The 12,782-nt window shown below is 64.6% G+C and carries 11 protein-coding genes; 6 read left to right on the top strand and 5 right to left on the bottom strand.

The features are described from left to right. Positions 1–196: 196 nt before the first annotated feature. The 3 genes from BN1233_RS48205 to BN1233_RS03025 all read left to right on the top strand — a co-directional run bounded on the left by BN1233_RS48205 (position 197) and on the right by BN1233_RS03025 (position 3,427). Positions 197–826: a shikimate kinase gene (locus tag BN1233_RS48205; protein ID WP_425311670.1), complete on the top strand. Its 630-nt coding sequence runs from the start codon at positions 197–199 to the stop codon at positions 824–826. Next, complete coding sequence (gene aroB, locus BN1233_RS48200; RefSeq protein WP_046861950.1) at positions 823–1,965, top strand: 3-dehydroquinate synthase; 1,143 nt, start codon at positions 823–825, stop codon at positions 1,963–1,965. The genes BN1233_RS48205 and aroB overlap by 4 nt, the downstream gene beginning before the upstream one ends. A 160-nt stretch (positions 1,966–2,125) precedes the next feature. After that, complete coding sequence (locus BN1233_RS03025; RefSeq protein ID WP_046861949.1) at positions 2,126–3,427, top strand: HlyC/CorC family transporter; 1,302 nt, start codon at positions 2,126–2,128, stop codon at positions 3,425–3,427. On the opposite strand, the gene BN1233_RS03020 is transcribed toward BN1233_RS03025, so the two are convergent. Together BN1233_RS03020 and BN1233_RS03015 are read right to left on the bottom strand one after the other, a co-directional pair. Continuing rightward, a complete protein-coding gene (locus BN1233_RS03020; protein ID WP_046861948.1) occupies positions 3,387–4,292 on the bottom strand; it encodes an alpha/beta fold hydrolase in 906 nt (301 codons plus the stop codon). The genes BN1233_RS03025 and BN1233_RS03020 overlap by 41 nt on opposite strands. Before the next feature lie 8 nt (positions 4,293–4,300). Then, positions 4,301–6,100 (bottom strand): glucan ABC transporter ATP-binding protein/ permease, encoded by a 1,800-nt coding sequence (locus BN1233_RS03015; protein ID WP_046861947.1) that lies wholly within the window; start codon positions 6,098–6,100, stop codon positions 4,301–4,303. Positions 6,101–6,562: 462 nt separating this feature from the next. Between BN1233_RS03015 and BN1233_RS03010 the strand changes: the two genes are divergently transcribed. Together BN1233_RS03010 and BN1233_RS03005 are read left to right on the top strand one after the other, a co-directional pair. After that, a complete protein-coding gene (locus tag BN1233_RS03010; RefSeq protein ID WP_046861946.1) occupies positions 6,563–7,330 on the top strand; it encodes a motility protein A in 768 nt (255 codons plus the stop codon). Between the two features lie 2 nt (positions 7,331–7,332). Continuing rightward, complete coding sequence (locus BN1233_RS03005; RefSeq protein WP_046861945.1) at positions 7,333–8,157, top strand: OmpA/MotB family protein; 825 nt, start codon at positions 7,333–7,335, stop codon at positions 8,155–8,157. 41 nt (positions 8,158–8,198) lie between these two features. On the opposite strand, the gene BN1233_RS03000 is transcribed toward BN1233_RS03005, so the two are convergent. The 3 genes from BN1233_RS03000 to BN1233_RS02990 all read right to left on the bottom strand — a co-directional run bounded on the left by BN1233_RS03000 (position 8,199) and on the right by BN1233_RS02990 (position 11,712). Continuing rightward, positions 8,199–8,696 (bottom strand): CAP domain-containing protein, encoded by a 498-nt coding sequence (locus BN1233_RS03000; protein WP_046862426.1) that lies wholly within the window; start codon positions 8,694–8,696, stop codon positions 8,199–8,201. Between the two features lie 5 nt (positions 8,697–8,701). After that, positions 8,702–11,284, bottom strand: a complete 2,583-nt coding sequence (locus BN1233_RS02995; RefSeq protein WP_052763682.1) for a DUF3772 domain-containing protein — start codon at positions 11,282–11,284, stop codon at positions 8,702–8,704. Between the two features lie 143 nt (positions 11,285–11,427). Then, complete coding sequence (locus BN1233_RS02990) at positions 11,428–11,712, bottom strand: hypothetical protein (RefSeq protein WP_046861944.1); 285 nt, start codon at positions 11,710–11,712, stop codon at positions 11,428–11,430. 275 nt (positions 11,713–11,987) lie between these two features. Between BN1233_RS02990 and BN1233_RS02985 the strand changes: the two genes are divergently transcribed. Beyond that, positions 11,988–12,725, top strand: a complete 738-nt coding sequence (locus BN1233_RS02985) for a Crp/Fnr family transcriptional regulator (protein ID WP_046861943.1) — start codon at positions 11,988–11,990, stop codon at positions 12,723–12,725. Positions 12,726–12,782: the final 57 nt, after the last annotated feature.

Genomic DNA, 12,782 nt, shown 5'->3' with positions numbered 1-12,782 from the left:
AGCGTGGCCACAGCCGAAAACCGAATGCCGGATACGAAGCCGCGCGGAACACGCCAGCAGCTCCGAGCCACATGCCGGCGGGTGCCGAATTCTTAAAGGAGAGAGGTGGAGATTCCGGGCGCATTCCCGTTGCCAGAGGGCTCGACGACCACGCTCCACTCTTGCCGGCATCTCCTCTCGTGCTACGGATAGGAACATGAACGAGATGAGCGGCCCCCACGCGCTCCCTCCGCCGAGCGAGCGCGGCCTGGGTCACGCCGCAGGCATACATCCCCTCACCCGCCGGCTTGGCGGGCGGTCTCTCGTGCTCGTCGGCTTGATGGGCGCGGGGAAGAGCACGATTGGCCGTCGTCTCGCCCAGAAGCTCGGCCTGCCCTTCCTCGACGCTGACCAGGAGATCGAGACGGCCGCCGGGATGACGATCCCCGAGATCTTCGCGGTCTATGGCGAGGACTACTTCCGCGACGGCGAGCGCCGCGTCATCGCACGGCTCCTCCAGCAAGGACCGATCGTGCTCGCGACCGGAGGCGGCGCCTTTATGAGCGAGGAGACCCGCCAGCGCGTTGCCGAGCGGGGGATCTCGATCTGGCTGAGGGCGGACCTCGACGTCCTGATGCGCCGGGTGCGACGCCGCTCGAACCGCCCCCTCCTCCAGACACCGGACCCCGAAGGCATGATGAGGAAACTGATCGACGTACGCTATCCCGTCTACGGAGAGTCCGACCTGACCATCGAGTCCTATGACGCTCCGCACGACCGGATCGTCTCGGACATCACGGGCGCCCTCACGAGGTGGCTCGACGAAAGTCGCGAGGTCGCGCCGTGAGCACCTCGCCTGCGCCCAGACTCCCCGAAGGAAACGAGATCCGCGTTCCCGTTGCCCTCGGCGACCGAAGCTATGAGATTCTCGTCGGCCGGGACCTTCTCGCACGGGCGGGCGAACTCCTCGCCGCGCTGCAGGCCCGTGCCGCCGCGGTCGTGACGGACGGGAATGTCGAGGCTAGCCACGGCGCGAAGCTGCGGGCCGCTCTCGGCCAAGCGGGCCTGCGAACCGAGACCGTCGTGGTGCCACCAGGAGAGGGCTCGAAGTCCTTTGCCGAACTGGAGCGGGTCTGCGACGCCATTCTCGCCGCGCGCATCGAGCGAGGCGATCTCGTCGTCGCCCTCGGGGGCGGCGTCGTCGGGGATCTCGCGGGCTTCGCGGCCGCGATCGTGCGCCGGGGCGTCCGGCTGGTGCAGATCCCGACGTCTCTCCTCGCGCAGGTCGATTCGTCAGTCGGCGGGAAGACCGGAATCAATTCACGCTGGGGTAAGAACCTCGTCGGCGCTTTCCACCAGCCGAGCCTCGTGATCTCCGATACGGCCCTCCTCGACACGTTGCCTGCGCGCGAGATGCGGGCCGGCTACGCAGAGGTCGTGAAGTACGGGCTGATCGACGATCCCGATTTCTTCACTTGGTGCGAACGGCACTGGCCCGCGATCTTCGCCGGCGGCGCGGAGCGGGACGAGGCCGTCGCCCAGTGCTGCCGCGCCAAGGCGGCCATCGTCGCCCGGGACGAGCGCGAGGAGGGCGACCGCGCCCTCCTGAATCTTGGCCATACCTTCGGGCACGCGCTCGAACGGATCGCCGGCTATGATCCGGAACGGCTGATTCATGGCGAGGCCGTCGCGATCGGCATGGCTCTCGCGTACCGGTTTTCCGTGCGCCAGGGATTGTGCCCGCCTTCCGACGCGGAGCGGGTCGTCGCTCATCTGGAGAGTGTCGGCCTCCCGGTGCGGCCGGCTCAGATCCCGGGTGGCTGGGGCTCCGTCGACGATGTCCTCGCCGCCATGGCGCAGGATAAGAAGGTGAAGGACGGTGCCCTCACCTTCATTCTCGCGAGAGGGATCGGACAGAGCTTCATCGCCCCTCGCGTGCCCGCGGATGCCGTGCGCGCGTTCCTCAGCGAGGAAGCGGCGCGCTGAGGCGCTCCGGCCGCCTTTGGGCGGGGCCAGCACCGAACGATATCGGATCCTGAGACGGCCGAGGTACCTCTCCGGCTCGACCAGGCCGATCTGGCCCGGCGCCGAAACAAAAGACGCCAGCCCATCTCGCCGGTTGGCCGAGACAATGCGTTGACCATTCATGACTGACGACACGTCCCTCGATCCGTGGTTCGCGATTCCGATCGTGATCGCCTGCCTGATCCTGTCCGCCTTCTTCTCGGCCGGGGAAACGGCCTTCACGGGGGCGTCGCGCGCCCGCATGCACGGCCTCGAGCGGGCCGGCGATCCGAGGGCCCGGATCGTCACGCGCCTCCTGAACATGCGCGAGCGCTTCATCGGGTCGATGCTGATCGGCAACAACATCGTCAATATCGGTGTATCCGCCTTCACGACGAGCGTGCTGGTCGGGATCTTCGGCGACCACGGCGCGCTCTATGCAACCGTCATCATGTCGGTCCTCGTGATCGTCTTCTCCGAGGTTCTGCCGAAGACGCTCGCGATCACGGCGCCGGATGCGGCCTCTCTTCTGCTCTCGCGCTTCGTCTCCGCCGCCGTCGCCGTGCTGGGACCGCTGGCGCTCGCCGTCGAGCGCCTCGTGCGGCTTATGCTCCGGCCGTTCGGAATCCGGATCGGCGCGAACCAACCGATCCTCTCGGCGACCGAAGAAATTCGCGGACAGGTCGACCTCCTGCACAAGGAAGGCGGCGTCGTGAAGGACGAGCGCGACATGCTCGGAGGCCTGCTCGATCTTGCGGATCTCACCGTCTCGGAGGTCATGGTCCACCGCACCAAGATGCGAACGATCAATGCGGATCTGCCGCCCGAGGAGATTGTGCGCGAAGTGCTGTCCTCTCCGTATACGCGCCTGCCCCTCTGGCGCGGGAGTCAGGAAAACATTATCGGCGTCCTGCATTCCAAGGACCTGCTGCGCGCACTTGATGCCGTCGGGGGCGATGCGAGCCAGTTGCGCGTCGAAGCCATCGCGCTCGAGACTTGGTTCGTGCCCGACACGACATCGCTGCGTGATCAGCTCAAAGCCTTCCTCGCCAAGAAGACGCATTTCGCGCTCGTCGTCGATGAATACGGCGAGGTCATGGGCCTCGTGACGCTCGAAGACATCCTCGAGGAGATCGTCGGCGACATCCGGGACGAGCACGACATCACGCTGCAGGGCGTCCGCCCGCAGCCGGACGGTTCCGTGAATGTCGACGGCTCCGTGCCGATCCGCGATCTCAACCGCGCCCTCGACTGGCACCTGCCGGATGAGGAGGCGACCACTATCGCCGGACTGGTCATCCATGAAGCACGCGCCATTCCCGATGCCGGGCAGGCTTTCACCTTCCACGGCTTCCGGTTCCAAGTGCTGCGCAAATCGCGCAACCGGATCACCGCCCTCAAGATCACGCCCCTGACGGTACGTCCCCGGCGCGCGGCCGAGTAGCTTCCCTCAAGAACTCGACGGTGGCGGCTGTCACCGCCTTCGGCTCCTCGAGATGGAGCCAATGCGTTGCGTCCGGAAAACGTCGCAGCATACCATCCTTGCACCGGTTCAGGCTGGCTGGCGCGAGGCCGGATTGAAGGGCTTCGTCCCGTTCGCCCCACAGCACCAGTGTCCTGACCGGCACGACTCCGGCCTCAGGGGATTCATGACGTAAAGCCCGATACCAGTTCAGCATCGCCGACAGTGCGCCGGGTTCGCGCCATGCATTCGCGTAGATCTCAAGATCCCTGTCCGAGAACGTTCCTGGGCGACTCGTCCGGCACAGCGCCTGCTTCAGCAATGCGAAGTCGAAGGCGCGCAGAAGCGCTTCCGGAATGAAGGAAAGCTGGAAGAACGGCACGTATGCGCTGCGCAGGAGCTGCGTCGGATGCTCCGTCAGGTACGGCCGCATCACGTCGGGATGCGGTGCGTTCAGGATGACGAGTCCCGAAACCAGATCGGGCCGGCGCGCCGCTACCCACCAGGCGACCACACCTCCCCAGTCATGACCAACGATGAAGGTCTCACGGCATCCTGAGGCCTCGATGAGCGAGACGATGTCCTCGCCGAGATCAGGGAGGCGATAGTCGCGAATCGAGACCGGTTTCGAGCTTCGACGGTAGCCGCGCTGGTCCGGTGCGATGACCCGGGATCCTGCTGCGGCCAGCGGCTCGAGCTGATGACGCCAGCCCCACCAGAACTCCGGGAATCCATGCAGCAGGATGCAGAGCGGACCGTCGGCGGGACCGCCCTCGACTCCTTCGAGGACAATGCCGTTCACCTTGCGGCGGAACGCCTTGAAGCCGGGCGGCGGCGCAGCGCTCATCCCACCCCTCAGGTTTGGGCGACCTCGCTTGCCCGGATCCGTGTCCGCGGGCGCTCTTCTTCTACCATGAACTGGGCCCGGGCGAGTTCGGCGAAACGCCCACCCTTGGCGACGAGTTCGTCGAAGGTGCCGGTCTCGATAATGCGCCCCTGGTCGAAGACGAGGATACGGTCGGCGTTGCGGACGGTCGCGAGCCGGTGGGCGATCACGAAGGTCGTCCGGCCCCTCATGACCTCGTCCAGCGCAAGTTGCAGCTTGCGTTCGGTTGCAGCATCGAGGGCGCTGGTTGCCTCGTCGAGGATCAGCACCGGCGGGTCCTTGAGGAGCGCGCGCGCGATTGAAAGACGCTGGCGCTCGCCTCCCGAGAGAGAGCGCCCCCGCTCTCCAATGATCGTATCGAGGCCCTCCGTCTGCCTGACAATGAACTCGCTCGCCTGCGCACGCTCCAGAGCTTCGATCATCTGCGCATCGGTCGCGTCCGGCTGTCCGACCTGGAGGTTTTCGCGAATCGAGCGCGCGAACAGCATCGGCTCCTGGAAGACGACTCCAATATTGCGGCGCAGCGAAGACAGGGCAATGTCGCGAATGTCGTCGCCATCGATGCGGATACAGCCTGATTGCGGATCGAAGGCGCGGTGAAGGAGCCCGAGGGTCGTCGACTTGCCCGAGCCCGTCGCGCCCACGAGGGCAACCGTCTCGCCTGGCTCCGCGGTGAAGGAGACGTCCAGCACCGCCGGGCGCCTGCCGTCATAGGAGAAGCTGACGGATTCGAAGGCGACGCGGCCGACAAAGCGATCGATGACCTTCGCATTCGGGCGGTCGTGCACCGCGGGAGCAGTGTCGAGGATGCTGAAGAACTCGCGCATCTTCGGAGCCTGCATGAAGAGCTGGTTCGTGAAGCTCACCGCCTGTTCGAGACGGCCGATCAACATCGTCGCGATGCTCATGAACGACACGATCTGACCGATGCTGGCGAGCCCGTTGAGGTGAAGCCAGGTTCCGACGAGGAAGATCGCGGTAACCGTGATCGTCGCGGAGGCCCGCGTCGCGACGGAAGCCAGGGCCCACCAGGACAGGACGGGATTCTGGGCCTGGAGGAGCTGGTGGATGATGCCGTGCAGAGCCCGTGTTTCCGCCTCGACCCGCGTAAAGGACTGGATCACCGGCACGTTCCCCAGGGCATCGGAGGCATGCTCCGCAAGGCTGGAATGGTAGCTCTCGACGGAGCCCTGGAGCGTCTCGGTCTTGCGAAGCACGACGGCCGTGAGCACCGCGAAAACCGCCACGAGCACGACGAGCAGCAGGCCGAGGCGCCAGTTCAGGAAAACAGTGAGGGGTAAGAGGATCACGAGGGCTACGAAGGCGGCGAAATGCTCGCGAAAGAAGCCGAGCCACAGCCAGGCCATGCCGTTCGAGCCCTCCAGCATGACCTTCAGGACGCGCCCGGAATGCGTCGAGGTGTGGAACGCCAGCGGCAGTTCGAGCACGTGCTCGAAATAGCACGCCATGACGGCGAGGCGCCGGCGATGCGAGAGGCGATCCGCGTACAACGCGACGAGCACGCCGGCCCCGATCGTGAACAGCCCGAAACCGACCCAGGCGATGATCAGGGGCATCAGGTTGCCGAACGAGACCGGCTCTCGCGTGGCCTGCGCGCTGCTTAAAAGGTCAATGATCCGCCCGAACAGGATCGGCTCCGCGAAGGCCGCGATCGCGAGGGCGATGTTCGCCAGTGCGAGCATGATGCCGACCCGCAGATCGGACCCGAGCTGACCGAGGACGCGAGCGTAGAGGCGAAAGAGCGACATGATGCGGCGGTGCCTGCAACCTGAGATGATAAGCCGCACGATGGCGAGCTCGTTTAATAACGGCAAGTCGAGCCGTCCGTTTCACTTGCCCGAAGGAAGGGGACCTCCGGCGCATCGCGGTTTGGCACCCCTGGCGGTCAAGGGAGACCTCATCGGTATCCAGCCTGCCCTCTCGTCATCGCGAGCGGAGCGAAGCGATCCAGCGGCACAGAGGCTGAAGGGCTGGATTGCTTCGCCTCCGGCTCGCAATGACGGGGTGGGTCAATCGTCCTCATCTGCCAGTCAGGCAACCCAGTCAGAACACTCGAATACGGGTGAAAGACGCCGCCCTTGCTCTGATGCGCCGGAACCCGCAAGCGATTTTGCCAATCCACGTCAGGAGCGGTTTACCCTTCCTTCAGCGCCGGCACCTACCTTGGCCCGTGTTGCCAGAAGGGCATCGGGCAGGCGTCAGGTGAATTCATGGATATCGCGACTGGCATAGGTCTCATAGCCGGGATCGGAACCGTCGTGTCCATCATCCTGATCGATGGCGGAAATTTCGGGGCCTATTTCGACAAGCACGCGGTGATCATCATCTTCGGTGGCGCCATGGCTGCCACGATGGTGCGCTTTCCCTTCTCGGTCATCGTGCACGGGTTGCCGATGGGTCTACGCTATGCCTTTAGCCTTCGCAGCAACAATCCGCATGACCTGATCGCCGAGATCACGCAGGTTGCCGAGGTGGTGCGCAAAAGCGGCCCGATGGCGATCGAGAACATGCAGGTCGCAGACAGCTTTCTCGCGCAGGGGCTCCGCTACGTTGCCGACGGTTATGACCGTGAATTCATCCGCGAGACCATGGAACGCGATCGCGACATCTTCCTCCTTCATCTCGAGGAAGGATCGAAGGTCTACCGTGCGATCGGCGATTGCGCGCCGGCCTGGGGCATGATCGGTACGATCCTCGGCATGGTCATGATGTTCGCGAACATGTCGGACCCGTCGAAGCTAGGCCCCGCCATGGCGACCGCTCTTCTCGCGACGCTCTACGGCGCGTTTATCGCCAACCTCTTCGCGCTTCCGATCGCCGATAAGCTGCATGTGAAACTCGAAGACGAGAACGTATCGCGCTCTTTGATCATCGACGGCATTCTCCTGATCCGCGACTCGAAGAGCCCGGCGCTCGTCCGCGAGATGCTGGTCTCCTATCTGCCGGAGAACAGTCGCGCAGAATTCGTCGAGGCCTGATCATGGCTTTGCGCAAGAAGGGGCATGTCGCCCACGGGCACGGCTGGTTCGTGACTTTCGCGGATCTCATGGCGCTGCTCATGAGCTTTTTCGTCATGGTCGCTGCCTACTCGACGCAGGACCAGCGCAAGCTGCAGCTCGTTGCAGGCTCGATGCGGGACGCCTTCGGCGTGCGCCAGGATTCCCGCCTCGCCGGCATCATCGAGCAGGAGGGCATCCCGACGAAGACCCTGCTGAAGAACGCGAGAACCGAATCTCCCGATGTTGCGTCCGACAGCACCTCGCCGAACGAGTTGACCCGGATCGAAGGGATCTCGTTGGCCGGCCACGACCGAGCCTTCGCGCTCGCAGCCGCCTCCCTGCGCCAAGCCCTGCAGGATCTGCCGGAAATCGCCGAATTATCGAAGCACATCGTCATCGACGTCTCGAAGGAAGGCCTCAACGTCTCCCTCGTGGACCAGGATGGCCGCTCCATGTTCCCGGAGGGCTCGACGCAGCCCTATGAGCGGACCCGGCGTGTTCTCGAGGCCATCGCTCCAACCCTCCGCCGCATGCCGAACCGGGTTGCCGTGACGGGGCACACCGCCTCGCCTCGGCCCGGAGCCTTCGCGAAGGACTCGCCCTGGGAGATGTCGGCCGGCCGCGCGATCTCGGTCCGCGAGATTCTCGCCGCGAGCGGAATGCCGGATGACCGCTTTGCGACCGTTGCGGGCAAGGCCGATGCCGAGCCGTTCTTCCCCGACAACCCGTATATTGCCGCGAACCGGCGTGTGACGATCACCCTGCTGCGGGAGGCCCCGCCGATCCCATTCGGAGCGCAACCATAGGGCCGGCAGACCGGTTCTCCGTCGGCGGTGACCGAGCGGAATCAGGGCGCGCCCGCGGTCACGAAGACCCAGTAGACTCGATATTTTGACCCTGGCGCGAAAGCCGTCGCCACACCCATCCGAGTGGCATTCGGATCGAGCAGCACGCGGTCGTGCTGGGCGCTCTCGCGCCAGCCCGAGAACGCTTCGGCAAAGGTAAGGTAACCTGCCGTGAGATGCGCTCCTGGAGCCTTGAAGCCACGCTCCACGAGGCCTGCCTTGAGGATTTGCGCCGAACGCGGTTTCTCCGCTGCTGCCATGGCGCGCGCCTCGTCCTCCGCGATGCGCTGCAGGTCCGGATCGATTCTGAGCGGCGGAAGGCCTCGGTTGTGCCGATAGGCTCCGATCATTGCCTCGGCGGTGCCCGGGTCCACGCGCGCGCCGGGCTGTGCGAGCGACCGATAGAGGTCGAGGGTCTCGGGCCTGCGCGCCTCCTCGGCCATGCAGCCGGCGAGAGCCAGCCCCGTTGCGATGACCAGAGACAAGCGAAGTAAACGCATGATGCTCACGAGGGCACCTTCACGCGGCTCGCGCGAGCGGACTGCCGAGCGGGCTCCTTCCTGGGTGGAGGCGACTGCTCCTCCTTATCGGCGGATGTCGTAGGCTTCGGAATGCTGTCGGACTCCGCGCGGGCCGCCGCTGCTCCTGCAGGCGGCTGACTCGGACTTTCAGAGGGGACCTCGGGTTTCGGCTCTCCCCCGGCCGCCTCATGGTCCGGCGCTGGAGGTGACGGCATGATGCCCGCCTCGCGAAGGGCTCGGTGGCAGGCGAACATCAGGTCGCTGCTGACGCGGCCCGAAACCTCGACATCATCGACGAAGCAGACGAGGTCGAACTCGAGCGCCGTATCGGTGATGCGCTTGAAGAGCACTCTGGCGGAGGGCTCGCTCATGACTTCCCGATGCGCCAGAGCGCAATCCCGCATGATGCGAGCGGTTTCGTCGGGGTCGGACAGCCGCGGCACCGGCATCGTGACGTTCACCCGTCCGATGCGGTCGTTGCGCACGCGGTTGCGCACGATGCCTGAGATGAGATTCGAATTCGGCACCATGACCACTGAGCGATCGAAGGTCTCAATCTCGGTTGCGCGTACGTTGATGCGCCGCACATGTCCTTCCCCATCTCCGACGACCACGAGATCGCCGACTCGGATCGGCCTCTCCCACAGGAGAATCAGCCCGGACACGAAGTTGTTAACGATCGATTGCAATCCGAAACCGATACCGACGGACAGGGCACCGGCGACGATCGCAATCCGATCGAGGCTGAGACCGAGATACGAGAAGGAAACCGTCCCGGCGATGATGACGCCGACGTAGCCGAATACCGTACGGATCGAGTTGCGAAGACCGGCATCGAGGTCCGTTGCAGGAAGAAAGGTCGAGTCGAGCCAACGTTGCACGACACGTGTCACGCCGAAGCCGATGCCGAAGAGCAGCAGCGCGACGACGATCGACGAGATCGAAATCGTGACGTCGCCGACCTGGAAGCCGAAGAAGGCGGCACGGACCGAAGATAAGAGATCCGTCGACTCGATGCCCCACGGCGCGAGTATGGCCATCAGGGCCAGGACGATCAGCACGACATGGAGGATGCCGCTCACCAGGATGCCGAGCTGTTCCAGCGAGCGTTGCCGAAGGCCGGTATTCGCCTGGATCGTTCTGACGAGTCGCGTCTGCCCGCGCAGCGAGCCGCCGATGAATTCGTCGACGAGCGCGATCAGGAAGAACAGGACCGTCAGCAGAATCGAGAGCCAGATCGCCTGCTCGATCAGGAACGAGGCGAAGGCCACGTAGCCGAACAGGGCGCTGCCGAGAACGAAGGTCACGAGAGTCCAACCGACGATCCGGAGAGGTCCCCCGAGTTCGGCTTGACCGGTCGAGCGGGTGCCGGGAGAGGACTCCGCGGCCGGGGCAGATCCGGCGCAACTCCGCAGGACCGCGGCCAGCACGAGAGCAGCGCCGATCGCAAAAATTCCGCGGGTCGCAACCGTGATGGGGAGCGAAGCAGCGATGGCTTCGTTGACCGAGTCCACCGCCTTGCCGATCAGAACCAAGCCGACGAACGCGATCGCGAATGCCACGAGGCGATGCGCCGTCGAATCGTTCACCGAAACCAGCCGCCACGCTCCGCGACCGGGGGCGAGAACCGCGTCGGCCAGAGCCCGAACGAAGGCCAACCAAGCAAGGGCCCGGAGGATCATCTGGGCCACCGGCTCGATGCGCGGCGGGAGGAGATCGACGGCATCCAGGGCTGCCCAGATGATCCAGCTGCCCGCGACGGCAGGGCCTGCTCCGATCAGGAGCACCCCGAGCGCAGCCATGAGCCGTCTGTTCCGGCCGGGATCCTCCACGGCTGGGTCGCGGCGGATGAGCCGCGGCCCGAGAGATGAACGGCCGAAATACAAGGCAATTGCTATGCCGAGCGCCAAGCCCACGGCGAGCAGAGCCCCCGGAGACGAGTGACGCTGCAGCCACGCGACCGTATCTCCCAGCACGGTCTGAGCCGCGTAGAGCTCCCTGGGCAGAGCATCGATCACGTCGCTCCACAGGGATGGGCCTGCCAATCCGGCGCTCTGCCGGAAGAGTGCGCGCGTGAACAGGGAACGGCGGCGGTCGCCGACCTGGACGCTCAGCTGCTCGGCCTGGACGAGCAGTGTCTTCGCGAGCCGCTGTGTCTCGTCATATTCCGCGAAAGCGGCCTGGCGCTCCGTTCGCTCCCTGGCGGCGTCCTCGCTTTCCGGCTGGTCGTCCTTCTTGGGACCGAGCTGTTCGAGTCGCGCCCGGGCTGCGTCGACCTTTGGAGCCAGCGCCGCAATCATCTCCCGGATCTGGCTTGCAAACGGCTCGACCTCTTGGCGGAGGGCCTGCAGGTCACGATCCGGCAGGTCACGCCGCTCCAGGGCGGCCTCCTTCTGGTCGAGGTTGGCGCGAATCGCTTCCAGTTTGGACCGGATGTCCTTGACCTCGGCCGAAACCGCAACCTCGGCGGCCTTCGTGGGCGTAGAGACGATAGGAAGGAATGCGAACGCGTAGGTCCAAACCACAATCGCTGCGGCCAGCCATCGCCGCGTCGCGCAAACCGTCATTGCCGGGGTGCCCCTGTGTTAAATTCGCTGGAGAGGGCCCTCTCGCGAATCAATGAGGCGAAAACTCGCCCGGCTGATCGAGCGTGGCAATGCGAAGCGGCCGCCCCATGAGCCCAAAAGACTCCGGGCGGCCGCGTTCAGGATCAGCGCGGCGTAGAGCCGGTTGCGTTCGAATCGGCTGGAACTGGGTAGGCCGGATTGGCCGGAGGGACTTGGTTCGTTGGGTTCACGCTCGAGCCCGACGATGATCCGGTCGTCGCCTGACGAGAGGCTTCCTGTGCCGGACTGTCGGGAGACTCGGAGCTGGACCATACCATCATCGAGACCAGATAGATCCCGATCAGGACAAAGGCTCCAATCAGCACCATCAGCACCGGCCGGCCCTTCGGCCCCTGCCTTGCGCGATCCTCGGGAACGATTTTCGTCATGGCTTCCTCGCGTCGGTCCGGCTCCGCACCGGAAAGGTTACGTTTCCGCGGGGCAACGCCGGATCAAGAGCGGCGGTTCCTGAAGGATTGCGGATCACATCCGAATACTTGCTCCCGGAGGCAGATCGCAGGTCCCGTGCGAAGAGCTGGGCGGCGTGTTCCCGCCAAATGAAAGTTCGCACGCTTCTTCAGCATGAGGACTGGCTGCGTCGAGCAAAAGACAGGCGATTGTGGGAATTGACTTGCAGCACACGGTCCGGAGATTTCAATAGAGCATGGCTAAGCTATCCGGAACGCAGATCCGTAATGGTCTTCTCGCAGTTCTCCCGGCCGAGGAGCGTACGACTCTCGAGGCGCTATGCACACCCGTCACCCTGAGACAGCACGACGTCCTGTCCGAGCCTTATCGGCCCATCGAATACGTTTACTTTTTCGAGGAAGGTCTCTCCTCCGAGATTGCGATCAGCCCAAATGGAGAGCGCATTGCTACGGGTTGTGTCGGCCGGGAGGGCCTCTCCGGGCTCTCTGCGTTCCTGGGCGTCGACACCTCTCCACACAGGACCTCCATGGAGGTGGGCGGATCAGCGCTGAGGATCAGGGCTCAGGATTTGCGCGCGGCCGTAGACACCGACCCGCTGCTGAAAGCTGTTCTCCTCCGCTACGCCCATGTGTTCATGGTCCAGATTGCCGCGACGGCTCTCGCAGGCGGGCGCTACACGATCGAGCAGCGCTTGGCCCGAGGGCTCCTGATGTGCCACGACCGAATCGATTGTGAAGATCTCCCCATTACCCATGAATTTCTCTCGCTCATGCTCGGTGTGCGGCGCTCCGGCATTACGGAGGCCCTGCATATGTTTGAGGGGGAGCGGATCATTAGAGCACAAAGAAGCCTGATCACCATCCGGAGTCGTCCCGAGCTCGTGGAAAGAGCAGCCGGCAGCTACGGCGCTCCTGAAGCAGAATACGAGCGTCTGATCGGAGTGCCTTGGTCCTCCCTTCGGAACGGGAAATGAGTGAATACGCGCAACGCTAAAGTGAAAGATTCGAGATTCAGCCCACTGCCTCAGAAG

The sequence above is a fragment of the Microvirga massiliensis genome (genome assembly GCF_001006805.1).
Classification (GTDB): domain Bacteria; phylum Pseudomonadota; class Alphaproteobacteria; order Rhizobiales; family Beijerinckiaceae; genus Microvirga; species Microvirga massiliensis.
This window is presented reverse-complemented; position numbering and strand designations above follow the sequence as displayed.

Bases quoted from the DNA above. Each gene is read 5' to 3' on its own strand.
- BN1233_RS03020 (WP_046861948.1), bottom strand. From the start codon at position 4,292: ATGAGCGCTGCGCCGCCGCCCGGCTTCAAGGCGTTCCGCCGCAAGGTG.
- BN1233_RS02985 (WP_046861943.1), top strand. From the start codon at position 11,988: ATGGCTAAGCTATCCGGAACGCAGATCCGTAATGGTCTTCTCGCAGTT.
- BN1233_RS48205 (WP_425311670.1), top strand. From the start codon at position 197: ATGAACGAGATGAGCGGCCCCCACGCGCTCCCTCCGCCGAGCGAGCGC.
- BN1233_RS03005 (WP_046861945.1), top strand. From the start codon at position 7,333: ATGGCTTTGCGCAAGAAGGGGCATGTCGCCCACGGGCACGGCTGGTTC.
- BN1233_RS03015 (WP_046861947.1), bottom strand. From the start codon at position 6,100: ATGTCGCTCTTTCGCCTCTACGCTCGCGTCCTCGGTCAGCTCGGGTCC.
- BN1233_RS02995 (WP_052763682.1), bottom strand. From the start codon at position 11,284: ATGACGGTTTGCGCGACGCGGCGATGGCTGGCCGCAGCGATTGTGGTT.
- BN1233_RS03025 (WP_046861949.1), top strand. From the start codon at position 2,126: ATGACTGACGACACGTCCCTCGATCCGTGGTTCGCGATTCCGATCGTG.
- BN1233_RS03010 (WP_046861946.1), top strand. From the start codon at position 6,563: ATGGATATCGCGACTGGCATAGGTCTCATAGCCGGGATCGGAACCGTC.
- BN1233_RS02990 (WP_046861944.1), bottom strand. From the start codon at position 11,712: ATGACGAAAATCGTTCCCGAGGATCGCGCAAGGCAGGGGCCGAAGGGC.
- BN1233_RS03000 (WP_046862426.1), bottom strand. From the start codon at position 8,696: ATGCGTTTACTTCGCTTGTCTCTGGTCATCGCAACGGGGCTGGCTCTC.